The sequence below is a fragment of the Pseudomonas sp. ok266 genome (assembly GCF_900110195.1).
GTDB lineage: Bacteria > Pseudomonadota > Gammaproteobacteria > Pseudomonadales > Pseudomonadaceae > Aquipseudomonas > Aquipseudomonas neuropathica.
The window spans coordinates 385,321-410,401 of record NZ_FOCU01000005.1 but is presented as its reverse complement, the minus strand read 5'-3'; the positions used below and the strand labels follow the sequence as shown (position 1 = coordinate 410,401).

Genomic DNA, 25,081 nt, shown 5'->3' with positions numbered 1-25,081 from the left:
GTATGCACCTGCTCTTGGTAGAAGATGACTCCATGCTCGGCGAGGCGATTTGTGATGGGGCGCGTCAAAGCGGCTGGAGTATCGACCACGTGTGCGATGCTGTTTCGGCTCGAATAGCTCTGGTCAATCATGCTTATGTAGCTGTACTGCTTGATATCGGCTTACCCGGCGACTCGGGGCTTACGGTGCTGCGCTCAATGCGCAGCCGCTGCGACTCTACGCCTGTGCTAATGTTGACTGCCCGGGGACAGCTCAGCGAGCGTATTCTCGGCCTGGATGCAGGTGCTGATGACTACCTGGTCAAACCTTTTCAGTTCGATGAGCTATGGGCTCGCGTCCGCTCGGTACTCCGACGCAGTCAGGGGCGAGTCACTCCCATTTTTACTCATGGCGATATTCAAGTCGACCGAAGTCGTAGAGTTGTCAGCAAGGCCGGCATGGACGTGACGCTAAGTTCACACGAATACCGGACACTGCTTGCGCTGCTCGAGCGTCCTGGACATGTAGTCACGCGCGACCATTTGCAAGACGTGGTATATGGCATCAACAGCGCCGTGGAAAGCAACACCATCGCAGTCTTTATCCATCAATTACGCCGCAAATTAGGGGATGACTTAATTCGCACTGTGCACGGTCACGGCTATGTAGTCGGGCAGCCACGCCCATGAAGTCGAAGTCGCTACATGGACGGATGATCTGGGTGCTTGTTGCAACTATTGCTCTATGTTGGGCAGGAGCGCTGGCCATGCTATTCGCATACTTCACCCACAACAAGACCAGCACATGGGACGAAAAACTCCAGACAATTGCTATCAGAATCCTGATGACTATTCCGGCCAATAACAAACTCCAAACAATCCTGGGGCCAGGCCTTAAATTGCGCAACCCCGCACTCGCGGAACACGATAAACTCGTATTCCAAGTATGGTTTGATCGCAGCAAACTGGTAGCACGCACTCCCGGTGCACCTGAAGTTGCTCTGCGGCCAGACTTCATTGAGGGCGTTGCTTCGACCGTTATTGAAGGGCAAAGGTGGCGGGTTTATTCCGTGTCAGACAGCACCGGCCATGTTGATGTACAGGTCGGCAATCTGCATAGCGTGGTAGATGCGGAGATGCGACACGATGCGCTGATCGGCTTGGTGCTTGCGACGCTACTGCTTTTACTGGTGGGGGGAGTGATGTGGTTCGTAGTTCGCAACACCCTAAAACCGGTGGTGGCCCTTGGTACTGCGATGCGCAATCGGCGCAGCTTTGATCTCACCCCCCTACCTTCGGTACCGTTGCCACGAGAACTCCATCCGCTGGTTGAATCCTTCAACCACGCGCTCAAGCAACTCGACGAAGCTGTCGAGGGCGAGCGCCGCTTCATCGGCAATGCAGCCCACGAATTGCGTACGCCCCTATCGGCACTACAGGCACAGGCTCAGATAGCGTTACGTGCTCCTAGTGTCGAAGAGAAAGATGTAGCACTTACGAAGCTACTCACGGTTGCTCAGCGCAGCACTCGCCTGTCCGAACAACTGCTCGACCTGGCTCGCCTCAACTCGGGTGCCAATGCGCCGCTGCATTCACCTGCTGACTTGAGTAGTCTCGTGCTGCATGTTGTGCACGAGTTCGAGATCTACGCCTGTCAGCAACAGCGCTCGATATTTCTCGACATCCACCAATGTATGATTCATTGCGACATCGATGAAATCGGAATACTGCTTCGCAATCTGGTCGACAACGCATTACGTTATACCGCCAAGGGCGGGCGTGTATGCATAAGTTGCGGATACCAAGGAACAGCAACACTGGAACAAAACAACAACGTCTACCTTGAAGTGACCGACGACGGGCCGGGTGTTCCAGAGTCAGAGCGCGAAGCCATTTTCGAGCGATTTCACCGAGTGGCTGGAACACTCACACGGGGTAGTGGCATCGGGTTGTCACTGGTAGCCAGTATCGCTCAACTCCACTGCGCGACCATAGAAACTCACGCCGGGCTTGATGGTCGGGGGCTTGCGGTGCGCGTGGTGTTCCCAGGAGCCACCTCCGTCGATGGCTCCATAAATTAGGGACGCCGTCCTGAACTGAGGGACGTTGCGCCAGTGGCCCTGACCAAATGAAGCTACCCTCTCCACTCAGGGCTTGGTCCTGGGCAGCATGCGGACGAGGATGTCGTCCTTATCAAGAAAATGGTGCTTAAGCACAACCAGCAAATGCCCACCAACGAGCGCACCGCAAAACCATGCGATCCACGTATGCACCAACTTGGCCACATCGTAGAGATCAGGATTAGGGGCGACCAACGGCGGCAACACAAACAAGCCTGCGACGAGGATGGCTTTGTCCGCCACTGAACTCCAGTACCAGCCGGACACAGGCAGCGCCATCAAGGCCAGGGCATAAAGAAGCACGTGCCCCAACGCCGCCCCGCGCTGCATCAGCGGGCTCATGCTGGCCGGCAAAGCGGGTGGGCGCTTTATCAAGCGCCAGAACACCCGCAGCACAATCAGAAAGAGCAAGGTACTGGCGGCAGCCTTATGCAGGAAAGTCAGCTCATGGTGAGGGTTGAGCTCCTCACGCCAATGGCTGGCGAGGATGCCCACACACCAGCTGCCGAGCCAGATCAAGGCCATCCCCCAATGCAGCCACTTGGCCGTGCCGGTATAGCCATCGGTTTTTGATACCGTCATCGTTTCATCCCTACTCTCTAAATGCCTGGTGCGATGCACGCAGTACGCGCGCGATGCGATCCTATAGAGCTTTTCAGCAGGGATAAACGCCAAGAAAATCGCCGCTGCGTAGAAAAAATCTCTACATATCGCTACAGAGGAATGGTCAGCTTGACCCAGTAAGCCTCCCCTTCCGGACGGTTGCGCACCTCGCTTTCCTTTTGCCATTTTGCGGTCACGAACCAGCCGGAATCGCTCGCGTACTTGATTGACGGGCCAATCGCAAACGCGCGCCCTCGGTTATCCTCGATGCGTTCGCCGTCTTGATGATCGTCGGTGGTCTGTCGATACATATACCCCCCGACGCCCACCACCCAACCATTACCCAAGCCCCAACCCAGTGAATAGTCAGCGTGCAGTTCCTGCCCTGAGCGATAGTCCGTGGCGCGATTGCGCAGATTGAAGTCGTACATCACTTTGATATCGGCATTCACCCCGGCGGGATCGACGTACGAGAAGGCAGCAATCGGCTCGAATGCCCAGTAATTGCGGCCAATATTTGCCAGGTCGCCGCGGTCATAACGACCGGTGGGGGCGAAGATATCCAGCGCGTAGATCGCATGGGATTTATCACTGTAGTGATAACCGAGCGCCGGGCCAAAGATGATATCGCCCATGCCCGTTTTCTTCTGGTGCTGACCGTTCACGTCCACCCGCAGGTCGACCAAGGGCACGTTGAGGTGAAACGCCAGGTCGCCGTCGAGTACCTTTTGTTCGGTCACCCAGATCAGCCTGGGAGCAATCACATCGGCGCTCAGGTGAAAATCATCGAGCGCCGACTTGCCCCGATTATCCAGGAGCCGATCAGCACGATAACTTTCTGCAAAAATCTGTGTGTAGAAACCAGGTGGCGGCATGGCCCCGGTCATGTAGTTTTCGGCGCCCATCGGATAAGACGATCCACCACCCTCGGTAGCCTGGGCAGCGGGCAGACCAAATGCCAGCGCGCAACCGACAGTCAACGCCGGCATTTTGGACAGGACAGTTACAGCGACAACGGTTTTTTTATTATTCATTGTGGCAACCATGTGTGCGTTGAGAATTCGCAGGCAGCACCGGGCGCGACACCCGGAGTGCCGTGATCTAATCGGACCGAGTAAACGCCGGCTCCATAGAGCCGGCCTCTATGCTGTGTGGTTAGAACGGATAAGGCTGGTCGGAAGGTTCGACCGTGACCCATTTCACTTCGGTGAATTCTTCAATGACTGCGCTACCGTCAAAACGGCCGTAGCCACTGTTCTTCATGCCGCCGTAAGGTGCCTGTGGTTCGTTTTGCACGGTGGCTCCGTTGATATGCACGCAACCGGCGTCCAGGCGGCTGGCCAGGTCGAGGGCGAGGCTGACGTTACGGCTGAAAATCGCCGAGGACAGGCCGAATGCCGTGTCATTGGCGACTTCCAACGCTTGCTCGGCCCCTTTCACACGCACGACTGTGGTCACGGGACCGAAGGTTTCCTCATCGTAGATCTGCATGGCCGACGTCACGCGATCGACCAACGTCGGTGCCATCTGCGCCTGCTCCGCCAGCCCACCGGCGACAATCGAGGCGCCTTTGCCAATGGCATCATCGAGCAGCTGATTAATGCGTTGGACCGAGCCTTGGGCGATCATCGGGCCTACGACACTGGCGGGGTTGGTCACCGGACTACCCTGCTCCAGGCCACGAATACGCGCTGCAAACTTGGCGACGAAGGTGTCAGCAACCGCCTCATCGACCACAAACCGTTCGGTCGACATGCAGATTTGTCCCTGGTACAGAAAAGCCCCGAACACCGCTGCATTGACCGCACCATCCAGATCCGCATCTTCCAGCACAATGAATGGCGCCTTGCCGCCGAGTTCCAGTAAGCAGCGTTTGAGGTGTTTAGCGCAGGTCTGGGCAATCATTCGGCCGACGTTGGTCGAGCCGGTGAAATTCACCCGCCGTACCGTATCGTGGGCAATCAACACTTCGGTGACGACGCCGGCATCTTCGGGGGCAGAGATGATGAAGTTCACCACGCCCGCCGGAAACCCTGCGTCATAGAAGGCTTGGGCCAGCAGCTCATGGGTACGCGGGCTGTTCTCCGAACCTTTGAAGATCACCGTGTTGCCGCAGGCCAATGGGTAAGCAATGGAACGAGTGCCCAGGATCACCGGACCGTTCCACGGCGCGATGCTCAACACAGTGCCGGCGGGCTGGCGCAGGGTCACGGACAAAGTGCCCGGTTTATCGGTCGCCAATGTTTCGCCTTTGATTTGCGTCGTCAACGCAGCGGCTTCGCGCAACAGGTTGGCCGAAGCGCCCACGTTGAATTGTGACCACAATCGCGATGCACCGATTTCTTCGGCCATGACGGTGCAAAAAAGCTCCATCTTGCCTTCCAGCGCATCCGCAGCGGCCAACAGAAGCCGGCGACGCTCGGTTGGGCCGACCTTCGACCACGTCTTGAACGCTTGCTGGGAAGACGCCGCAACGCGCCGCGCATCGTCTATGCTGCAAGCGGCACCCGTCGTGACGACCTTGCCGCTGATCGGGTCGATACGCTGGTAGGTCTTACCGTTAGACGCCGCTTGCGCGACGTTGTCGATTACGAGTTGAACATTCATCAAGAGGTCCTTTGGGTGAGCCTTAGGAATTACGCCAGATCGGCCGTGGCCGGCATGCGCAGAATCGGTTTGATGGTGATGCCGCTTTCGCTGTCGGCCATGGCTTCGTTGACCTGGTCAAAGGTGTAAAACCGGCACAGTTTGTCGAAGGGGAAGCGGCCTTGCAGGTGCAGGTCGACCAGCGTGGGAATAAACGCGTTGGCGACCACGTCGCCCTGGACAATGCCCATGATTCGCTTGCCCGGGATCATCACGTCGTTGATGTTGAACGCCACTTCGGTGCCCATCTTTGTCGCCCCTACGATTCCGCAGGTGCCCAGCGTGGTGAGCGCGTCGATGGCCTGACGCAGCACTTCTGCACGACCGGAGCATTCGAGGCTGTAGTTCACCCCGCCGCCGGTGATTTCACGAATGCGCTGAACCGGGTCTTCTTCACGGCTGTTGATCACATGAGTCGCGCCCACTTCAAGGGCAAGGCTCAAGCGACTGGGGGTCACATCGACGGCAATAATCGTAGTAGCGCCTGCAACCTTGGCTGCCATTACCGCCGCGAGGCCTACCGCGCCTGCGCCAAACGCAGCAAAGCTGGCGCCCGCCTCGACTTTCAGGGCCTTGAGCACCGAACCCGCCCCCGTCTGAATGCCGCAGCCCAGCGGGCCCAGCAATTCCAACGGCGCCTTTTTCGACACTTTCACTACGCTGCGCTCGCTGGCGATCACATAGGTTGAGAACGACGACTGGCCAAAGAAGTGGTCATGTATCGGCGCAGCGTTGTCGCAGCTGCAGGTCGAGGTACTGCCATCCAGCCGCCCGCCGCCAAAGTTCAGCGGGTGCATGTGGGAACAATGCGCGGGGTGCCCGGTTTCGCAAGGCAGGCACAAGCCACATGACATGTAGGTCATGACCACATGATCACCCGGTGCGATGGTGGTAACCGCTGCCCCCACCGACTCAACAATACCGGAACCTTCGTGGCCCAGCACGATCGGCAACGGCGTCGGAAAAAGCTGATCACGCACGACCATGTCAGTGTGGCAAACCCCTGTCGCTACAATACGCACGCGCACTTCATCGGCGCGCGGTATCCCCAGCTCTGCACGTTCGAGCTGGAGTTTGCTTCCGGCTTCACGCAATACGGCAACTTTGATTTCAATGGGTGCTAGTGTGCTTTGGGACATCTACTTATCCTCTTTAATCGTTCAGGTTTGAATGCTTCGACTTAAGCGGTTTGCCGCGCACGCGGGCGGCTGCTTCGCTGTTGCGCTTCCAGGCTGGCTGCCGGACGCAGCTGAAAATCAAATGTCATTTGCGCAAAACGTCCTGTAAGACCATGGGCAGCGGCCAGCGCCTGGTCTTCGATGAACTGCACCTCGCCGATCAAACCATCACGCGTGGCGTAGGCAAAGTCATCCCAGAGGTACTTGTCGTTGGACAGGTTGATCTGGGTAGTGAGGTGCTCATAACCGTGGGCGGACAGGAAAAAGTGGATATGCGCAGGGCGCTGACCATGCCGCCCAAGGTAATTAAGACACTCCTGGGTCGGGCCTTCAGGATCGCAGCCGTAGCCCGAAGGTACGATGCTCCTGACCCGATAACGCCCGTCAGCGTCGGTCACAATGCGTCGGCGCAGGTTGAATTCTGACTGGCTTTTGTCGAAGTGCGAGTAGCTGCCTTTGCTGTCCGCTTGCCACAGGTCGACCAGGGCCCCCGCGATAGGCTGTCCTTGCAGATTCAGGATTTGCCCTTCAATAAAAAACGGCGTGGCGACGCGGTCTTCCGAGCCGTCGTCCATCCGCGCAAAACCCTCGCGAAGAGGCGCACCCGCTACATAGAGGGGCCCTTCTATCGTGCGCGGCGTGCCACCGGTGCGTCCGGCCTCGGCTTGCTTGGCATCGTTGAGCAGATCGAGAAAATGCTCCACGCCCAGGCCTGCCACAAGCAACCCCGCCTCGTTACTCTTGCCGAGTCGGTTGATGTACTCGACCCCCGCCCAGAACTCATCATCAGTGACCTCAAGCTCTTCAATGAGCCTAGCGGTCTCTTGCAGGATACGCAGCACAATGTGCTTGTTGCGTGGGTTGCCAGCAGCGTTTTTCAGCCCCGCTGCATCGCGGAAAAACTCAAGCATGTCGGGGGTATGGGAAATGCGGACAGTCATGGTCGTTTCACCTATTTATTATTGTGGTCAGGCGCACCAGCGGTTCGGTGCTGGCGCTGAATGCATGCACTTCAAACAGCCTCTACCCAACCGAGCCGAGTGCGAGCCTGTAAAAGGTCCAACTGCATATCGTGATTCCATAACCAATCGAAACGACTGGCCAAGGTGGTCGACAACAGCGACTCCTGGCCCTCGACTTGAGGGTCTCGAAATTCGTAAAGTTCGCCGGCTTCCCAGGACGTACGTTGCACACGGCAGGCGCGCGGTCGACGAATCTCGTCATACACCTGCAAGACGTTTTGGGCGTTGCTCTCTAGTACTCGCGGGTCGCCCAACAGGCGCGCAAGCAGCCAGGCATCTTCGAGTCCTTGGCCAGCCCCGGCGCCTTGATGGGGCAGCATGGCGTGGGCAGCGTCACCGATCAGCCCGACACGGCCATGGGTGTAGCCTGCAAGCTCATCGAGTTCATGAAGCGCCCACAACGTCGGCGCAGGGATGCACTCAAGCAATACACGTACGGCATCGCCCCAGTGCGCGAAGGCCTCCAGCATGTGCTCCTGGCTGGTGCTTTTGACCCAGGGAGTGTCCTGCGGCCACACCGGGTTGGGCTCGGAGCGATCAGACACGAAGGCAACCACATTGATCAGCCGACCTTGCTTGACCGGGAACGTGAGGATATGGGCGTCGAGCCCCAGGTACATTTGCGGGACATTGATCAGGTGCTCATCGACGCCGGCCGCGCGATATGCCTGGCGCAGTTGCTCGCTGTCGATCATGCCGCGGTAGGCGCAGGTGCCGCTGAATCGAGGTGCGACCAAAGGCAGGCCCAGCCCCTGAAGCACATAGTCGCGCAGGGATGACTTGATACCGTCGGCAGCGATCAGCAGGTCACATTCGTAGTCAGTGCCATCGGTGAATTGAACGCTGACCCTGTCCCCTGTCTCACGCACGCTGACCGCGCGCTTATCGAAGCGGGCAATTCCGTCCGGTAATTGCTGGGCCAGCGCATCAAGAAAATCGGCGCGGTGCACGGAAGATTGACCCACGCCATCGGCGATGCTGGCACCGAGGTAGCCGGCATCCACACCGCGGCGCCATTCAAACCAAATGTCTTGCCAGGGTTGTGGCGTGCGGTCAGCAATGCGCTCATAGGGTGTGCCGATTCCCAGGCCTTCGATGGCACGCACTGCGTTTGCACCGAACGATACACCGGCGCCGACCTCACCGAAGGCCGGCGCGGCTTCAAATAACGTCACGTCCAAATGTGTGTGACGGCAGAGATCAAGTGCCAGGGCCACGCCAGCGATACCGCCGCCGACGATGCCCACTTGCAAGACAGAATGAGGGCTAGTCATGGGAAAACCTTATGTTTGTTTTTGGAATAGCCCGATCATGACTATTCATAAACCATTGATAAATGCCCTGCCCTCCATACAAACTATCACCAACGTGAATATAAAAATGACTTAATCCGCACGCCTGACCGAGAGCATCCAAGATGAATCTGCGCGAGCTGGACCTGAACCTGTTGGTGATCTTTAACCAATTGCTGGCAGACCGAAGTGTCTCAATGTCGGCGGATAGCCTTGGGCTGACTCAACCGGCCGTCAGCAATGCGTTGAAGCGTCTGCGCATCACATTCAATGATGAGTTGTTCGTAAGGACCCCCAAGGGCATGCAGCCAACCCCCTTTGCCGCGCAATTGGCTGAGCCGGTATCACAGGCGATCGGCTTGCTGCACGGTGCGATCAACCGCCACGATGAGTTCGATCCAGCGACCAGCCAAAAACGCTTCGTCGTGGCAATGACCGACATCGGGGAGATTTATTTTGTGCCGCGATTGATCGACGCGCTGCTCAAACTGGCCCCTGGCATTTCGGTGAGTACGCTGCGCAGCAATGCTCAACTATCCGAAAGCCTGGCCAGCGGAGAAGTGGATCTGGCGGTCGGACTGCTGCCGGACCTGCAAGCAGGCTTCTACCAGCGGCGTCTGTTTCACCATCGCTATGTGTGCTTGTGCAGAAAAGACCATCCACTGACTCAACAACCAATGACCCGCGAACGTTTCTGTGAGTTCGGGCACGTCAGGATCGTGGCCGCCAGTACCGGCCATGGAGAAATCGACACACATATGCAGCGTGCTGGCCTGCAACGCGAGATTCGCCTGGAAGTACCGCACTTTGTCGCAGTTGGGCATATCCTGCAGAACACTGACTTGATCGCCACCGTTCCCGAGCGGTTCGCCAACAGCTGCGCGCAGCCGTTCGGCCTCACCAGCCTGCCGGTTCCGTTGCCCTTGCCCGAGATCGCCATCAATTTGTTCTGGCACGGCAAATACAACCGGGACCCTGCCAATAAATGGTTTCGACAACTGATGTTCGATCTGTTCAGCGATTAAATGCGCGCACCGCCTTTACTGCCAATGCGCACATAACTTGACCAATTCGTCGACCACATACCGAACCTTGGGGCGCAGGTGCGACACCTTGGGCCACACCGCATGCACATCAACCGCTTCAGGCTCATAGGCTTGCAGCACCTCGACCAGCCTGCCCGCCTCGATGTCATCCTGGAACAGGCTGCGCGGCATCTGGCACAGGCCGGCGCCAGCCACCGCGGCAAGAATCATGGCTTCACCATCGCCAATCTGATGAGTTGAAGGGGGGGCATAACGGACGGTCTGACCCGCCTGCATCACTCGCCAAGCCAGCGGCTGGCCGCGGCGATGGCCGACGATGCAACGATGCTGGGTCAGCTCTTCCAAGGTTTGCGGGGTGCCGAAGCGCGCAAGGTAGTCAGGGGAAGCGCAGACGGCCCAACGTTGGCGGGTCAATCGTCGTGCTACCAGGCCGCTGGTGTCCTGCAGTTCGCCGAACCGTACCAACAAATCGATACCCTCTTCGAACGGGTCCACCAGGTGATCGGAAAAGGTCAGGCTCAATTGCAGCGCCGGGTATTTGTTGGCGATCTCAAACAACAGTGGCGCGACGACCCGCCGTCCGAAGGCCACCGGAACATCAACCCGCAAACGTCCTGAAGGTTCACCACCACCTGGCCCCAGCCCGCTTTCTGCGGTGCCGATTTCCTCCAGCGCCGTGGAGCACGCTGCGAAGTAGGCCTCGCCATCGGCGGTGAGCGAGATCCGTCGCGTCGTGCGATGAAATAACTGCGCGCCCAAACGCTCTTCCAAGCGCGCGATGGCCTTGCCCACGGCAGATTTCGACAGCCCCAAGCGCTCGGCTGCCTGGGTAAAGCTGGACGAGCGCGCCGCCACGACGAAGGTGATAACGCCCTGAAAAGAATCGATAGGTACCATGCTGCGCCCACCATTGTAGAATTTTGATCTACCCACATTATAGTTTAAAGCCGTTTATCGCCACAGTATTCAACAGTAAGATGGATTCCAGTAAGACAACGGTGCACTTCGCGCACCTCTCCCAGATCAATGTCCTAGAAGGAATACATCATGCCCGTCGTACGTGTGAGCTGGTTCGAAGGTAAAGAACACGCGCAGAAAGCTGCTGTTGCAGCCGATATCACCGAAAGCATCGTTAAACACACCGGTACCGATGCCAGTTACATTTACGTGATTTTCGAAGACGTAGCCGCATCGGATTGGGCAGGCGCCGGCAAGCTGTTCGGGGAAGCCCCCGAAAAATCCTGACGCCCCGACCTGCACCGCATGCATCGGCTAATTCAGTGATGCTGCCTTGCAGGTTTTTGTCATCCATCTGCCGGAGACCACCACCACCATGCATCCCCATATTTCCTGCCTGTTCTCACTTGCGGTAAAACCCGCAGAGTTCGCTGAATTCAAAGCACTGATCGCCACAATCGTTGCTGCCACCAAGGCTGAGCCGGGCACACTGGTTTACGAATACAGCGTCAACGAAGACAACAGCACCGTGCACATCCTTGAGCGTTATAACGTCGATGCCGTGGTAAGCCACGTCGACACCACGTTTGCGCCTTTCGGCCAGCGTTTCCTGGAGCTGTGCACCATCACTAGCCTGGTGGTCTACGGCACCCCCGACGCTGAAATCCGCAAGCGCCTGGACCCGTTCGGCGCCGTCTACATGACGCCATTCGACGGCTTCAGCCGCTGAGTTGAAACAGGGCGCAGGCTCAAGAGTGACAACCGTGTCCTGCGCACCACCATCCCGCACAGAGATCACCATGTCCGTTATCGCCGAAGTTATTAAGTCCCGCATTTCCGCCAACAGCTACGACACTGAACGTTCATTGACGGACGCCCAGGTCGCCGAGCTGGTCAACCTGGCCACCCACGCCCCTTCCGCTTTCAACCTGCAAAACTGGAAGTTCCTGGCCGTGCGCAGCACCGAAGCCAAAGCGCGCCTGTTGCCATTGGCATTCGGCCAGCAAAAGGTCATGGATGCCGCCGTGACGTTTATTGTCTGCGGCACCCTGAACCCGCATGTCACCCTGCCTGCCGCATTGAAGCCGACCCTGGATGCCGGAATCATTGACCAGTCGATCTACGACATGTGGGTGGGTGCGGCTCAAGGCATGTATCAGGAAAACCCTCAGTTGCAGCGCGACGAAGCTATTCGCTCTGGCTCGCTCGCCGCGATGACCCTGATGTTGGCCGCCAAGGGCCAAGGTCTGGTATCGACCCCAATGATCGGGTTCGATCAGGCCGCAGTGGCCAAGGAATTCGGTCTGTCAGAGGAAGAAGTACCTGTGATGTTGATCACCGTTGGCTACCCGGGCTCGGCCAACTGGCCACAAAAGCCGCGTAAAGCCGTGAACGACGTATTGCAGTTCGTTTAAGCCCTCGCTGCTGTGCGTGCCTGGTTCACGCCAGGCATGCCATGGCATGGGTAAATCGACTCTCAACCATGACCTGCCACAAGCTGTGAAACACAAATGTCATGACTCAAACACCTGCTTCGTTACGCGCCATTTTAATCGCTGCCTGCCTGGGCTTTCTCGTCGTGCAACTCGACGTCAGCGTAGTGAACGTCGGGCTGGGTGCTCTAAAAGCCGCCTTTAACGCCGACCTCACCGGACTGCAGTGGGTCATTAACAGTTACGCCTTGCCCTTCTCTGCCTTGCTAATCCTGGGGGGAGCCTGGGGTGACAAATGGGGGGCAAAATCCGTGTTCGCAGCGGGTTTTGTGATATTTACCCTAGCCTCAATCGGCTGCGGCTTGGCCAACAGCATGAGTGTCCTGATCACGATGCGTGTGATTCAGGGAATCGGAGCCGCATTGCTGATCCCTACTTCATTGACGCTGATCCGTGTGTCTTTTCAAGACCCGGACCGACGTCGATCCGCCGTCGCGCTCTGGGGGGCTTGCGGCGGAATTGCTCTGGCCGCCGGGCCGGTAATCGGTGGTTTGATGATCGAGTACTTTGGATGGCGAAGTGTCTTTCTGCTGAATATTCCAATCGGTCTGCTGGCGATCACCCTGATCCTGCGATACGCACCCGCGTCCCCTCGGGTCGATAAACACATCGATATTCCGGGGCAAATCAGTATTGCTTTGTGCCTTGCATCCTTAACCTATGGCTTGACCGAGTCGAGTGCGCAAGGCTGGAGCGCTGAGACACTGACAGCCATTGCTGTTGCGCTGGCCTGTGCGGCAGCGTTCGTTGGAATCGAGCGTCGCGTCAAGGATCCCATGCTGCCGACACGCCTTGCCCGCAATAAAATGCTCGGCAGCATGGCGCTGGCCGGCGCTGCGATCAATTTGACGTTTTACGGCGCAGTGTTCGTGTTCAGTATCTACTTTCAAACCTTCCTGCACTACGACGCGTTCAAAACCGGGGTGTCATTCATCCCCTTGACGGCGGTGCTGACCCTTTCAACCCTGCTCTCCTCACGCTTCGCCAAACACTTCAGCGCCACACGCATCATCACCACAGGCTTTAGCGTTCAGATCGTAGGGTTTCTCGTACTGTCGCAGATCACGGCGCAAGCCTCCCCGTGGCTGCTCAATGGCGCACTGATGCTGGTCGGCATTGGCAGCGCAATGTCGGTGCCGTCCATTACCAATTCGATGTTGTCGTCTGTGTCCCAGCACGATGCAGGGATCGCCTCGGGGTTGATGGCTTCTGCCAGGCAGTTGGGCGGCGTGTTAGGCGTTGCCGTCTCGGGAATATTGATTGCGCATGATGACGTGGCGTCGTTCTCGCAAGGGATGGCGAACGCAATGCTGTTGTCTGCGTTCGCCTTGCTGGTATGTATCGGGGTGAACCTGTACGTGTCCCGCCAGCCCTGAAGGCCAGTTAGACGATATCGTCTACCACGCCGCCGTCGACTCTTAACGAAGCGCCGGTGGTGGCCGATGCCTGGGTGGAGCAGACATAAACAATCATGTTGGCCACTTCCTCCACGCTGGCGGCACGCTGAATGATCGAGCTTGGACGATGCTGCATGACGAACTCGGCAGCCACCGACTCAAGGGATTTGCCGGTGCGTTCGACTTCGCCCTTCATCATGTCCGCGACGCCATCAGACAGCGTAGGCCCCGGCAGCACGCTATTGACGGTCACACCACTGCCGGCGACCCGTTTGGCCAAACCACGGGCCAGTGCCAATTGGGCGGTCTTGGAAACGCCGTAGTGAATCATGTCCGCGGGAATGTTTCGCGCAGACTCGGAAGCAACGAACACCACCCGACCCCACCCGCGATCAACCATGGCTGGCAGCAGCGCGCGGCTCAAGCGGACGCCTGACATCACGTTGGTGTGCCAGTAGTTGTCCCACACGTCATCACCGGCTTCAAAGAAATCCTGTGGTTCGTAAATGCCGGCGTTGTTCACCAAAATGTCGATATCACTGATGCCGTCCAACAAGGTTGCAACACCTGGCGCGGTGCTCAGGTCGGCAGCCACACCCCTGACACTGGCACCGGGCACCTCTGCCAGCAGACGGGCTACCGCTGCGTTCACGGAGCCTTCACTGCGGCCATTGACGACGACGGCGGCGCCTGCCTCGGCAAGCCCCTTGGCCACCGCAAAACCAATGCCGCCGGTCGAGGCGGTAACCAGTGCGCGTTTCGTCTTCAGTTGGATATTCATCATTTCTCCATCAAGAATGTACGGGCGTGTATACCCGCCATCAGTTCCTACCGTTACGTAGAAAACAAAGCGGCCACTGTATGGCTTAGCCGCTCCTGGATAAATGTCAATTCAGGTTGGTGATCTACAACAGTCTGTTTCAAAAGAGCTCAGGTTCAACGAAGTCTGCACCGAAATTCTGGATGGCGAAGTCGAGAAAACTGCGCAGCTTGGGGGTGAGCCGGCGATCGGGTGCGTACAGCACGTGCAAGAGGCGACTGGGTGGCGGGTAATCCGGCAGCAGCGTGACGAGCTCCCCAGCGAGCAGTGATTTGCGCACCAGCTCCACCGGTTGGAGCAGTATCCCCAGCCCGGCCAGGGCGGCACACAGCAGCGGTTCGCCATGATCGGCCATGAATCGACTGCCGACGGGAACAACGACGGTTCCTTCAGGCCCATCGAACGTCCAGTGCGTGCGTAGCTCGGTGTGGGAAAACCCCAGGCACTCATGGTTCTGCAGGTCCCACGGCGTCTCGATCGGGGGCTTGCCTTCGAGGTAAGACGGCGCAGCGCACAACACTAGCCTGTAGGGTGCCAACGCCTTGGCAACCAAGCCACTGTCGGCCAGTACACCGACCCTGAACACCACGTCAAAGCCCTCATCGATCAGATCAACCGCACTGTTGGCCAGGCTCAGCTCGACGCTCACCTGCGGGTTGGCCTCCATAAATGCAGGCAGGCATGGCGCGAGGGACTGCATACCAAAACTGACGGGCGCATTGATGCGCAGCCGCCCGCTTGGGGCCGCCTGGGTATGAGCTGCGAGGTTTTCGACGGTTTCAACTTCGGCCAGGATAAATTTGGAACGTTCGTAAAACTCGCGGCCGAAGTCAGTGAGGCTTTGTCTACGGGTGGTGCGGTTGAGCAAACGTACGCCCAGGTGCTGCTCCAAATGATGCACATGCTTGCCGATCAATTGCGCCGACATCTGCAACGCGTCGCCAGCGGCACTGAAGGAGCCCATTTCCACCGCTTTGACAAACGCCGCCATGCTGCTCAGACGATCCATTACCAATGATCCGTTTCGAATGTTCAGGCATTTTGAGTATTTATCCTGGAACTGTCCAAGGTCTATCTTCGCTTGGCAGCGAGTTGACGGTAACGGGTGCGGGCCAACTGATAGCCGGCGCTGGAAATCGTCGCTCGACCGTTACTTGAATCGACACAGGATTGGACCGTGAAGTACCCCCTGATCAATCAATCGCTCCCGGCCATGCTCGGCGAAGACTTTTACTTTCCCCACGAAATCATTGGCCAGGCCTTCCGCGCCTCGGACTTTCCCGACCTTAAAGTCAGCAGCTTCAGCACCAGTGACCGCGTCAATCTGGCGTATTGGGAAGCAGGTGAAGGGCAGCCGTTGATTTTTATCCCGGGTTGGTCGGCCAACGGTGCGATGTATTTCCACCTCATGCACATCCTCAGCAATCACTATCACGTCTACGTGCTGGATGTTCGCAACCAGGGCTTCTCCGAAAAAACCGCGTCGGGCAATCGCATTTCCCGTTATGCCATGGACGTTAAAGAGTTTGCCGAGCATCTGGGTGTGCCTGAGGCGCACTATTGCGGTTGGTCGATGGGGGCGTCGGTGATGTGGGCATACATCGATCTGTTCGGAACCCAAGGTATTCGCACCTTGAGCATCATCGACCAGGCACCTTCAGTCTATTGTCACGCCGATTGGACAGAACAACAGCGACTGGATGCCGGGGCTTTCACCACCTCACCGGAGCGCATGATCGACTCCTACGTGAACATGACACCGACCAACCAATTGGTTTCACGAACTCGCGTACTTGAGCGCGCAATGGCACTCGACTCACCCTATTTTCACAATGCAATCAGTCTGCTCCAAGCGGCCATAAAAGACGATATGGCATTTACCGGATTGGTGCTTTTCGATCATGTCACTAACGACTGGCGGGACGTCATCCAAACCAAGATCGACGTGCCCACCGCGATTTTTACTGGGGAATACAGTGACTGGCTGGACAGTCAGAAGTGGATGAACTCAGTGATCCGCGACTCGGTACTGTATGTGTACGACAAGACCGAACAAGGCGACCACTTTCTGGCATTCAAGAATCCGCAGAAATTCGCCGCTGACCTGCACAGCTTCTTACAGCGCTCCTGATACGTGCCGATTCAACCCTTTAGCGCTCCCACTCGGGATGGGCGAAACGTTCAGTCAGAAAGCTGATCAGTGCCCGAACCTTGCTCGCCAGATGCTTGCGCGTGGGATAAACCACGTAAATGCCCAACTCGATGGAGCGGTATTCAGGCAGGATTTCCACCAGCGTTCCGGTGCGTAAATCCTCACCGACCATAAAGCTTGGCTGCAGGGCAATGCCCCCACCCGCAAGGGCGATACTGCGGCACGTATCGCCATTGTTGCAGCGCACGCTCGAACGGGTGCGCACGCTGACACGACCATCGGGCCCGTCGAATAGCCATTCATTGCCCGTCGCAAAGTTGGTATAGGCGATGACGCCATGTTCAGCCAAGTCCGTCAGTGTGCGCAGCGGGGGATGACTCGCCAGATAATCGGGGGAAGCACACAGGCACATACGCGTGCCTGCCAGCCGGCGTCCCACCAGGGATGAGTTCTCCATGCGCGCAATGCGTATCGCTGCGTCGAAGCCCTCATCCACCAGGTCTACCAAACGGTCATTAAGGCTGATATCCAACTCGACATTTGGGTGGGCGCTCATGAACGCCCCCCACAGCGGCGCAAGGTGCAAAACGCCGAAACTGACCGGCGCATTCACCCGCAACACACCGCTGGGTTCCGGTGCTGCAGACGATACAGCCTCCTCTGCCTGATCCATCAGGGCCAGCACCTCCCGTGCCTGATGGTAGAACTGCCGGCCCTCCTCGGTCAGCGAGAGCTTGCGCGTAGTGCGATGCAGCAGCCGAGCACCCAAACGTTCCTCAAGGGCACTCACATACCGCGAGATAGCCGCCTTGGACATTTCAAGGGCGTCGGCCGCGCCTACAAAAGTACCTTTATCAACCACCATGCAGAACACCTGCATCTCTAACGCCCTGTCCATAACTGTCTCACTTAGTGGAACTATCTATCACATTTGGCCTTATTTATCCCAAACTCACAACCTATAAACTGAGCCCATCGAAACACACACCAACGCGAAAGAGGTCGATATGAAAATTACAGTAGTGGGTACCGGCAACATGGGTTCAGCGTTCGCCAAGCAGTTGTCTGGCGCCGGTCACGTTGTCCGTATTACGGGCCGTGATATCCAGAAGGCAGAAGCGCTGGCAGCCCAGTTCGATCAGGTAACCGCCTTTAGCGCAGACCAGGCATTGGGCGACAGCGATGTGGTGGTGCTTGCCACTGCCTACGCAGACGCCGCCGCGGCGCTGCAAAGCCTGGGCGATCTGACCGGCAAGGTCGTCATCGATATCACCAACCCGCTCAGCGCCGATTACATGTCGCTGACCATCGGCCACGTCACCAGCGCCAGCGAAGAAATCGCCAAGGCAGTGCCTCAGGCCCAGGTCGTCAAAGCCTTCAACACCTTGTTTGCTCAAGTACTGGGCGATGGACCGACGTTCGCCAATGACCAACGTGGAAGCGTATTCGTGGCCAGTGACAGTGAACGCGCCAAGCAGACAGCAATAGCCCTGGCTCGCAGCCTGGGTTGGAACACCGTCGACACCGGTGGACTGATCAACGCTCGCTACCTGGAGCCGCTGGCAGGCCTGAATATCTATCTCGGCTATGGCGCCGGCCTGGGCACTTCCATCGCCCCTGTTTGGCTTAGCAAGTAACCCCTTCGGAGCATTCCACCATGAACACCCCGCTCCCCCTGTTGTTTGTGTCTCATGGTGCTCCAATGTTCGCCATCGAGCCTGGCCTGGCGGGTCCCCGCCTGGCTCAGGTCGGTCGCGAGCTGCCGCGACCTGACGCCATCGTCGTCCTCTCTCCACATTGGATGACGCGCGGCGAAGTCCTTGTCACGGCGAGCACCGCGCCTGCGACCATCCATGATTTTGGAGGGTTTCCCGACGCACTGTATAAATTGAGCTATCCCGCACCGGGCGCTCCAGCCTTGGCTGGGCACATCGTAGACCTGTTGCAGGCCGCCGGCTGGCAGTCGCGACTGGACGCTCAACGCGGTTTGGACCATGGCGCCTGGGTACCGCTGCTGTACCTGGCACCCGAAGCGGATATCCCGGTGGTCCAGATCTCCATGCCAGCCAGTCTTGACACTCATCAGGCCTGGAAGCTGGGCGACGCGCTCAAGCCACTGCGGGATATGAATGTACTGATCGTCGCGTCAGGCAGCCTGACCCACAACTTGTACGAGTTCCGCGGAGCCACCCGCGAAAGCGCCGCCTATGTCGATGCGTTCGCCGCGTGGACAGCTAAAACCCTGCAAGACGGTAACACCGGGCAATTGCTGGACTTCAAGCAATATGCGCCGTCGGCTGAGCGGGCTCACCCCACCGATGAACACTTTCTGCCCTTGCTGATCGCCCTGGGCGCAGCCGGGGAAGGCTACGAGACACAGGTATTGGAGGGCGGTGTGACCTACGGCGTGCTGGCAATGGACAGCTACTTGTTCTCCTCGGCCCCGTCCAATGGCCACGAACCTATTCAACTGACTCAAGGCACTATCGACCATGCGTGACACTACATTTTCCGACGCAGCCCGCGAACCACAAACCGGTCTGTTTTTCCGCAAAGGCTGCAGTACCTTCACGCCTAAAGGTCGCCTGATTCTGCTGCATGGTGTGGGCTCGAACGAAGCCAACCTTGCAGCCCTGGCTAAATCGCTTCCTGAAGACTTGGAAGTCATTCTGTTGCGCGCGCCCTTGCAGGTTGGCCCGCAAGGCTTTGCCTGGTACCAGGTGAACTTCACCAGCAACGGCCCGTCCTTCAACCAGGAACAGGCAGAAGCAAGCCGCCTGCTGTTGCAGCGCTTTATCGAAGCACTGCCCGCCCTGCCGACGGTAATCGCAGGCTTCAGCCAGGGCGGCATCATGAGTGCGAGCCTGGGCGTCACTGAACCTGAGCTGGTGGCAGGCTTTGCCATATTGAGCGGCCGCATGCTGCGCGAGATTGCCCCGCGGATCGCCTCAGCCGAGCGCCTCAAGTCGGTCACGGCGTTCATCGCCCACGGCCACCAGGACGCCGTCCTGCCGGTGGACTGGGCGAACGAGGCTGATGCCTGGCTGGATCGCATCGGCGTCAAGCACGAAACCCATTTCTACAACATGGCCCACGAGATTATCGGTGAAGAACTGGCCGACTTTTCTCAATGGCTTAGCCACACGCTGTCCCTTCCCAACTAAATAAAAGGAGCTACACCATGATTGATTCTCGCACTGCACCCTACGCCGCATTCGTGATGCGCCTGGCACTCGGCATCATGTTCATCGCCCACGGCTTGACCAAAGTGCTGGTGTTTACCCCGGCCGGCACCGCAGGCTTTTTCGAGTCCATCGGTTTTCCAGGCTTCCTGGCCTATCCGGTCATGGCGTTCGAAGTGATCGGCGGCTTGATGCTGGTATTAGGTGTGTATGCACGCTGGGTAGCGGCACTGGCAGTGGTCCAGTTGTTCGTCGCCGCGACCGTGCACTTCGGCAACGGCTGGAGCTTCACCAACGCCAATGGCGGCTGGGAATATCCGATCTACCTGAGTGTGACGGCACTGGTCGTTGCATTGCTGGGTGAAGGCGCCTTTGCGGCCAAGCCATCCAATAATGCGTGATTGAGCCATACGCAACCGCTGCCGGCGCCCTGGCCACCCAGCGCGCCGGCAGTTGCGTTTGGCGCGCTACAGCGGTTCACGTCAGGCGTGAGGCCATGAAGCTGACAAACGCCTTGATCTTGGGCAACGGCTGTCGGCTGGACGGCCACAGAATGCTGAACGTACGGTGATCACTGATGTACCGGTCCAATACCGGCACCAAGCGCCCTGCCGCGATGGCATCCTCGATAAAAAAGTCGGGCAGGCAGGCGATGCCCCGCCCCGCCTCAGCCATTGCCAGCAAGGCTTCAATCGCGTTCGACGTCGCCGACTGCCCCAGTTCCAGCGCGTCTTGCCCTTTCTTCGTCACCAGCGGCCAGGGATCAAGCTTACCGCTGGTGGGATAGCGGTATCGCAGGCAAGCATGGTTCGAGAGGTCCGCCGGCCGCGCAGGGACACCCCAACGTGAAAGATAGTCTGGCGATGCAACCAACCGGTGGCTGTAGCCGTTGAGCTTACGCATCATCAGTCGGGAGTCGTCGACTTCGCCGATGCGCATTACCGCATCGAAGCCCTCTTCAATCACATTGACCAGGCGATCACTGAACTCCAGTTCCAATTCCACTTCTGGATACGCCTGCTGAAACGCAATCAAATGAGGCATCAACCGCATGCCCAGCTGTGGCAAGCCGACGCGTAGTTTGCCCTGGGGGTTACCGGCAGCTTGAGTGAGCTCACGCTTGGCGACTTCATATTCCGCAAAAATCCGCTGACAACGCTCCAGAAAAAGGCTGCCTTCCGCCGTCAAGGTAATCGCGCGGGTAGACCGATGAAACAGCCGCACGCCCAACTCTTCCTCCAGCCGCGCAACCGCCTTTCCAACAGCCGAGGAAGACACCCCGGTTCTACGCCCGGCCTCAGTGAAGCTGCGGGTATGTGCTGCCTGAACAAATGCGCTTAGCGCGCCGAAATGATCCATGAACAGCCTCATTTATTTGAGCGTTATTTTCACAAATGATCGGAATTTCATCCTGTTTTTCTTTCCAATCATAGCGCCTATAGTCCCCTCCATCGTGACTTTATGGAGCGCGTCTCGCCTTCAACGTCACCGCCATCTGCTACTACGAGCGTACCCCGATGACCTCTCAACCTTGCGCACGCGCAATCGCCCCGGAGCTTCAGCAGCACCCTGGTTATGCCCGCGTATTTAAACAAGGGCATTTGACCTTCGGTTTTATTGCCCCGCTGGAAAGCTACCCGAACAGTCCAGGCCCTACCCTGCAGGATCACGCGCAGATGGCTCAACATGTAGACGAAGCCGGATTCTCCGCGATCTGGCTGCGCGATGTGCCGTTTTATGACCCCAACTTCGGGGATGTCGGCCAGATCCTCGATCCACTGGTCTATGCAGGCTACCTGGCTGCCGTGACCAAGCACATTGCGATTGGCACGGCGGGTATCGTCGTGCCGTTGCGCGATCCACTGATTGTCGCCAAGCAGGCCGCGAGCGTGGACCAACTGCTGGGCGGGCGATTCATCCTGGGGCTGGCCACTGGCGACCGGCCGATCGAATACCCGGCGTTCGGCCTGGATTTTGCCAACCGCGCCGAACGCTTTCGCGACGCACTGGGCATCATCCGCGCGACTACGCAAAGCCATTGGGCCAAGCATACATCGCGTTTCTATGGCCAGTTGAACGGTGAAATTGACCTGGTCCCCAAACCCGTCGGGGCGCGTTTGCCGACCCTTATCGTCGGCCACGCAGGCCAATCGCAGGAATGGATCGGCGAGCACAGTGACGGGATTCTTTCCTACACCTCCAACCCCGCGTTGATTCCCCAGGTGATCGAACGCTGGCGTGCGGTCTGTGGCAACGAGGTGCACAAACCCTACGGCTACGGCACGTTGTTTGATCTGGATCGCGACCCGGACCATCCCGTGCAGGCAGGCCGCGTACTGCGCGCCGGGCGCAATGCACTGATTGAGCACTGGAAACGCCAACAGGATCAGGGGGTGGGTCATGTTGCCCTGCACTTCAAGCCGCAACGCCGCCCTGCCGCTGAAGTCATTGATGAGCTAGCTGAATACCTGCTGCCGCACTTTCCCAGCATCACCCTCCCCGTCGCCCCTCAACCTTTGCAGGCCGCCCAATGAATCGCGCCCTTCACCATATGGATTTCATCTTCCAGACCGCCATGGGCACCTACCCCCTGGCCGCGCAATGCGAAATGCTCGCCGAGCATGGCTATCAAGGCTTGACGATGTCTGCATGGAGCCAAGACCTGAAGTCGATTCCTCAAGTCAAACCGACCTGGGGCCTGGACGTGGGCGCGGTTTATTTGATCTACCGCAAGGGCCTCGAAGCGTTCGTGACCCAGGTATTCGAGAGTATTGAAGGTTGCACCACAATTGAGCTGGCGTTGCATTCAGGCGATCAGGTCACCAATTTTGACCGTCGCATGCTTGAGCGCCTGTTGCCCATCTGTGAGCGCAGAGGCCTGCATATCAACCTTTATCCGCACGCGCGCTATGGCATGCAAACCACCACCGAAGCCATCACACTGTGCCGGGAGTTTAACCATCCTCGGCTTAATATTGTGTTCAACGGGTATCACTGGTACGCCACTGAAGAAGGCGCTCTGGAAGAACGCCTTGATGCAATGTGGCCTTGGCTCCAGCACGTGAACATTGCCGGCACACGTCGCTCTCAATTGGGTTGGGGCGGCCTGGCGACCATCGAACCGCTTGATGAAGGCGAGATGGATAATTTCGTCCTGCTGGGCGCCCTTGAACGCCGCGGTTTTACCGGACGTGTTGGCGTGCTGGGATGGCAAAGCATGGGTGGCGACGTTTACGGCAACCTACGCCGTTCAGCCACAGCGTTTCGCTCCATGGAGCAACGCCTGGCCGCACACCCGGAGTGGGCCCTACTGACCGAAACGCCACGCTAGGCGAGGAGACACACCGTGGCCCATCGCGTCCATGCACTCGATTCATTTTTTTACTCCTCAATGGGTGTTTACGCCTTCCAGTCGCAGTGCGAAATGCTCGCCGAACTGGGTTTTGACGGCATCACTGTTTCTGCCTGGGGCGGCACGCCGCTGACCGACCTGCGCCTGCTGCCGCGCGTTGGAGAGCAGCACGGCCTGCGCGTCGAAGGCCTGTATTTGGTGCTGCACGAAGGGCGCAATGATCACCTCATACGGCGAATCATCGAAAGCGTCGAAGGGGTGGAACTCATCGAACTGGCAGTCCAGACCTCGGTCAACGGCAGCTCGGCCATCATGCGCTTCATCGAGTCGGTGCTGCCCATTGCAGAACGACGCGGCTTGAGAATTGCGCTGTATCCCCATCTTCACCACGTCACCCAGACCACGGCTCAGGTGGTGCAGATCTGCGAATACTTCGCTCACCCGCGCCTGGGTACATCGTTCAACGGCTATCACTGGTACGCCAGTCAGGAAGGCGAACTTCAGCAGCGCCTTGAAGCCATGCAACCCTGGTTGATGCAAGTCGTGCTCTCAGGCAGCACGCTCAGCGAACTGGGCTGGGGCGGCGCGGCCACGATGGAACCGGTTGATCGTGGAGAGTTGGACAACTTTGCCGTGGTCGCAGCGCTGAACAGTGTCGGCTACACCGGCAGCATTGGCGTGCTCGGTTGGGACTATGGCGGCGATATTTACCTGAAGCTGCAACGCTGCCTGACAACCCTGCGCGATATTGATCGTCGCCTGGGACGTCATCCGCACTGGTCTGACTTTACATCGCTGTAACGCCCTCTCCACCTGACATGAAAAAGGAGCCTGCAATGACAGCCCTCTCTGTGCTTGACCTGATGATGATTGGCGAAGGTAAAACCTTCACTGACACACTGAATGACGCGGTCGCTTTGGCGCGGGATGTGGAAGCCCACGGTTACAAACGTTACTGGGTCGCCGAGCATCATGACCTGCCAGGCATCGCTTCCTCGGCAACCACACTGCTGGTCCAGCATCTGGCAGCGGCCACCAACACACTGCGCGTGGGCTCCGGCGGCATCATGCTGCCCAACCACTCCCCATTGATGGTGGCCGAGCAGTTCGGCACATTGGCCACCCTGTTCCCTGGCCGCATCGACCTGGGTATCGGTCGAGCACCAGGTTCAGCGGGGGCGGCCATCCGCGCCCTGCGCGGTGACGCTTCAGAGCGTGACTTCACGCAGGACATTCAACACTTGCAGGATTACCTGGCGGACAACGAGCATCAGCCGGTGCGGGCGATTCCCGGCCCCCACGACGTGCCACTCTGGCTCCTGGGCTCAAGCATGAACAGCGCGGACCTTGCCGCCAGGCTCGGGCTGCCCTATGCCTTCGCCTCACATTTCGCACCGCGTTTTTTGATGGATGCAATTACGCACTACCGTACTTCGTTTCGCCCATCTGAGGCGCTCAAGCAGCCCTACGTGATCGCGGGGGTCAATGTCTTTGCTGCCCCGTCACGGGCGGAAGCCGATTATATCGCCAGCTCTCACCGCCAGTGGGTGTGCAACCTGTACGCCGGCAAAGCAGGCTCGCTACCGCGCCCCTCGGAGGGTTTTATGGACAGGCTTACAAACATTGATCGGCACACGCTCAACCAGGCGATGCTGTGCACGGCGACAGGTGACCAGGACGACGTCGGCAGTTGGCTACGCCAGTTCATTGCAACGACCCAAGTGGATGAACTGATCATTGATGCACGCATTTATGACGCCAAGGCGCGTTGCCGATCCTACCAACTCATCGCCGAATCTCTGGCCGACATGCTGGGTTGATCCAACCTGCATCGATGGGACAG

General features: G+C 58.3%; 27 protein-coding genes. 16 read left to right on the top strand and 11 right to left on the bottom strand.

Annotation, left to right across the window (positions count from 1 at the left end; genetic code table 11):
• Positions 1-2 precede the first annotated feature (2 nt).
• Together BMY54_RS11915 and BMY54_RS11910 are read left to right on the top strand one after the other, a co-directional pair.
• Entirely contained in the window at positions 3-668 is a 666-nt protein-coding gene (locus BMY54_RS11915; RefSeq protein WP_093432510.1) for a response regulator transcription factor, read from the top strand.
• Positions 669-745: 77 nt separating this feature from the next.
• Entirely contained in the window at positions 746-2,059 is a 1,314-nt protein-coding gene (locus BMY54_RS11910; RefSeq protein ID WP_218189345.1) for a sensor histidine kinase, read from the top strand.
• 66 nt (positions 2,060-2,125) lie between these two features.
• Here the strand turns inward: BMY54_RS11910 and BMY54_RS11905 are convergent, their stop codons facing one another.
• The 6 genes from BMY54_RS11905 to salA all read right to left on the bottom strand — a co-directional run bounded on the left by BMY54_RS11905 (position 2,126) and on the right by salA (position 8,821).
• Positions 2,126-2,680, bottom strand: a complete 555-nt coding sequence (locus BMY54_RS11905; protein ID WP_093432506.1) for a cytochrome b — start codon at positions 2,678-2,680, stop codon at positions 2,126-2,128.
• A 131-nt stretch (positions 2,681-2,811) separates the two neighbouring features.
• The gene (locus BMY54_RS11900) at positions 2,812-3,690 is read right to left on the bottom strand and encodes a SphA family protein (protein WP_371914438.1); all 879 of its coding nucleotides are present in this window, start codon (positions 3,688-3,690) and stop codon (positions 2,812-2,814) included.
• 166 nt (positions 3,691-3,856) lie between these two features.
• The gene (locus BMY54_RS11895) at positions 3,857-5,308 is read right to left on the bottom strand and encodes an aldehyde dehydrogenase (protein WP_093432501.1); all 1,452 of its coding nucleotides are present in this window, start codon (positions 5,306-5,308) and stop codon (positions 3,857-3,859) included.
• Between the two features lie 29 nt (positions 5,309-5,337).
• Positions 5,338-6,486, bottom strand: a complete 1,149-nt coding sequence (locus BMY54_RS11890) for an NAD(P)-dependent alcohol dehydrogenase (RefSeq protein ID WP_093432499.1) — start codon at positions 6,484-6,486, stop codon at positions 5,338-5,340.
• A 41-nt stretch (positions 6,487-6,527) separates the two neighbouring features.
• The gene (gene catA / locus BMY54_RS11885) at positions 6,528-7,466 is read right to left on the bottom strand and encodes a catechol 1,2-dioxygenase (RefSeq protein WP_093432497.1); all 939 of its coding nucleotides are present in this window, start codon (positions 7,464-7,466) and stop codon (positions 6,528-6,530) included.
• Between the two features lie 71 nt (positions 7,467-7,537).
• The gene (gene salA / locus BMY54_RS11880; RefSeq protein ID WP_093432495.1) at positions 7,538-8,821 is read right to left on the bottom strand and encodes a salicylate 1-monooxygenase; all 1,284 of its coding nucleotides are present in this window, start codon (positions 8,819-8,821) and stop codon (positions 7,538-7,540) included.
• 143 nt (positions 8,822-8,964) lie between these two features.
• Between salA and BMY54_RS11875 the strand changes: the two genes are divergently transcribed.
• Positions 8,965-9,864 (top strand): LysR family transcriptional regulator, encoded by a 900-nt coding sequence (locus tag BMY54_RS11875; RefSeq protein ID WP_093432492.1) that lies wholly within the window; start codon positions 8,965-8,967, stop codon positions 9,862-9,864.
• Between the two features lie 15 nt (positions 9,865-9,879).
• Here the strand turns inward: BMY54_RS11875 and BMY54_RS11870 are convergent, their stop codons facing one another.
• Positions 9,880-10,782 (bottom strand): LysR family transcriptional regulator, encoded by a 903-nt coding sequence (locus tag BMY54_RS11870; RefSeq protein WP_093432490.1) that lies wholly within the window; start codon positions 10,780-10,782, stop codon positions 9,880-9,882.
• 150 nt (positions 10,783-10,932) lie between these two features.
• Here BMY54_RS11870 and BMY54_RS11865 point away from each other — a divergent pair, with 150 nt between their 5' ends.
• The 4 genes from BMY54_RS11865 to BMY54_RS11850 all read left to right on the top strand — a co-directional run bounded on the left by BMY54_RS11865 (position 10,933) and on the right by BMY54_RS11850 (position 13,711).
• A complete protein-coding gene (locus BMY54_RS11865) occupies positions 10,933-11,130 on the top strand; it encodes a tautomerase family protein (RefSeq protein WP_034103477.1) in 198 nt (65 codons plus the stop codon).
• An 88-nt stretch (positions 11,131-11,218) separates the two neighbouring features.
• Positions 11,219-11,572, top strand: coding sequence for a putative quinol monooxygenase (locus BMY54_RS11860; RefSeq protein WP_093432605.1), 354 nt, complete (start codon positions 11,219-11,221; stop codon positions 11,570-11,572).
• A 70-nt stretch (positions 11,573-11,642) separates the two neighbouring features.
• Positions 11,643-12,257: a nitroreductase family protein gene (locus BMY54_RS11855; RefSeq protein ID WP_093432486.1), complete on the top strand. Its 615-nt coding sequence runs from the start codon at positions 11,643-11,645 to the stop codon at positions 12,255-12,257.
• Positions 12,258-12,358: 101 nt separating this feature from the next.
• Positions 12,359-13,711, top strand: a complete 1,353-nt coding sequence (locus tag BMY54_RS11850) for an MFS transporter (protein WP_093432484.1) — start codon at positions 12,359-12,361, stop codon at positions 13,709-13,711.
• 7 nt (positions 13,712-13,718) lie between these two features.
• Here the strand turns inward: BMY54_RS11850 and BMY54_RS11845 are convergent, their stop codons facing one another.
• Complete coding sequence (locus BMY54_RS11845; RefSeq protein WP_093432482.1) at positions 13,719-14,513, bottom strand: SDR family NAD(P)-dependent oxidoreductase; 795 nt, start codon at positions 14,511-14,513, stop codon at positions 13,719-13,721.
• A gap of 139 nt (positions 14,514-14,652) precedes the next feature.
• Complete coding sequence (locus BMY54_RS11840; RefSeq protein WP_093432477.1) at positions 14,653-15,561, bottom strand: LysR family transcriptional regulator; 909 nt, start codon at positions 15,559-15,561, stop codon at positions 14,653-14,655.
• A gap of 168 nt (positions 15,562-15,729) precedes the next feature.
• Here BMY54_RS11840 and BMY54_RS11835 point away from each other — a divergent pair, with 168 nt between their 5' ends.
• The gene (locus BMY54_RS11835) at positions 15,730-16,683 is read left to right on the top strand and encodes an alpha/beta fold hydrolase (RefSeq protein ID WP_093432474.1); all 954 of its coding nucleotides are present in this window, start codon (positions 15,730-15,732) and stop codon (positions 16,681-16,683) included.
• A gap of 19 nt (positions 16,684-16,702) precedes the next feature.
• Here the strand turns inward: BMY54_RS11835 and BMY54_RS11830 are convergent, their stop codons facing one another.
• A complete protein-coding gene (locus BMY54_RS11830) occupies positions 16,703-17,602 on the bottom strand; it encodes a LysR family transcriptional regulator (protein WP_093432472.1) in 900 nt (299 codons plus the stop codon).
• Between the two features lie 109 nt (positions 17,603-17,711).
• On the opposite strand from BMY54_RS11830, the gene BMY54_RS11825 reads away from it, so the two are divergent.
• From BMY54_RS11825 to BMY54_RS11810, 4 genes are read left to right on the top strand one after another with little or no spacing between them, the layout of a single operon-like run.
• Positions 17,712-18,341 (top strand): NADPH-dependent F420 reductase, encoded by a 630-nt coding sequence (locus tag BMY54_RS11825; RefSeq protein WP_093432470.1) that lies wholly within the window; start codon positions 17,712-17,714, stop codon positions 18,339-18,341.
• Positions 18,342-18,361: 20 nt separating this feature from the next.
• The gene (locus BMY54_RS11820; protein ID WP_093432468.1) at positions 18,362-19,204 is read left to right on the top strand and encodes a DODA-type extradiol aromatic ring-opening family dioxygenase; all 843 of its coding nucleotides are present in this window, start codon (positions 18,362-18,364) and stop codon (positions 19,202-19,204) included.
• Positions 19,197-19,868 carry an alpha/beta hydrolase gene (locus BMY54_RS11815; protein WP_093432465.1) on the top strand — a complete coding sequence of 224 codons (672 nt, stop codon included), beginning with the start codon at positions 19,197-19,199 and terminating at the stop codon, positions 19,866-19,868. The genes BMY54_RS11820 and BMY54_RS11815 overlap by 8 nt, the downstream gene beginning before the upstream one ends.
• Before the next feature lie 17 nt (positions 19,869-19,885).
• Complete coding sequence (locus BMY54_RS11810; RefSeq protein WP_060765970.1) at positions 19,886-20,287, top strand: DoxX family protein; 402 nt, start codon at positions 19,886-19,888, stop codon at positions 20,285-20,287.
• A gap of 76 nt (positions 20,288-20,363) precedes the next feature.
• On the opposite strand, the gene BMY54_RS11805 is transcribed toward BMY54_RS11810, so the two are convergent.
• Positions 20,364-21,245 (bottom strand): LysR family transcriptional regulator, encoded by an 882-nt coding sequence (locus BMY54_RS11805; protein WP_093432462.1) that lies wholly within the window; start codon positions 21,243-21,245, stop codon positions 20,364-20,366.
• Between the two features lie 158 nt (positions 21,246-21,403).
• On the opposite strand from BMY54_RS11805, the gene BMY54_RS11800 reads away from it, so the two are divergent.
• Genes BMY54_RS11800 through BMY54_RS11785 form a run of 4 tightly spaced genes read left to right on the top strand, consistent with a single transcriptional unit; the run spans position 21,404 to position 25,058 of the window.
• A complete protein-coding gene (locus BMY54_RS11800; protein WP_093432458.1) occupies positions 21,404-22,420 on the top strand; it encodes an LLM class oxidoreductase in 1,017 nt (338 codons plus the stop codon).
• Positions 22,417-23,217 carry a TIM barrel protein gene (locus BMY54_RS11795; protein ID WP_093432455.1) on the top strand — a complete coding sequence of 267 codons (801 nt, stop codon included), beginning with the start codon at positions 22,417-22,419 and terminating at the stop codon, positions 23,215-23,217. Before BMY54_RS11800 ends, BMY54_RS11795 begins: the two co-directional genes overlap by 4 nt.
• A 15-nt stretch (positions 23,218-23,232) precedes the next feature.
• The gene (locus BMY54_RS11790; protein WP_093432452.1) at positions 23,233-24,039 is read left to right on the top strand and encodes a sugar phosphate isomerase/epimerase family protein; all 807 of its coding nucleotides are present in this window, start codon (positions 23,233-23,235) and stop codon (positions 24,037-24,039) included.
• Between the two features lie 35 nt (positions 24,040-24,074).
• A complete protein-coding gene (locus BMY54_RS11785) occupies positions 24,075-25,058 on the top strand; it encodes an LLM class flavin-dependent oxidoreductase (RefSeq protein ID WP_093432449.1) in 984 nt (327 codons plus the stop codon).
• Positions 25,059-25,081: the final 23 nt, after the last annotated feature.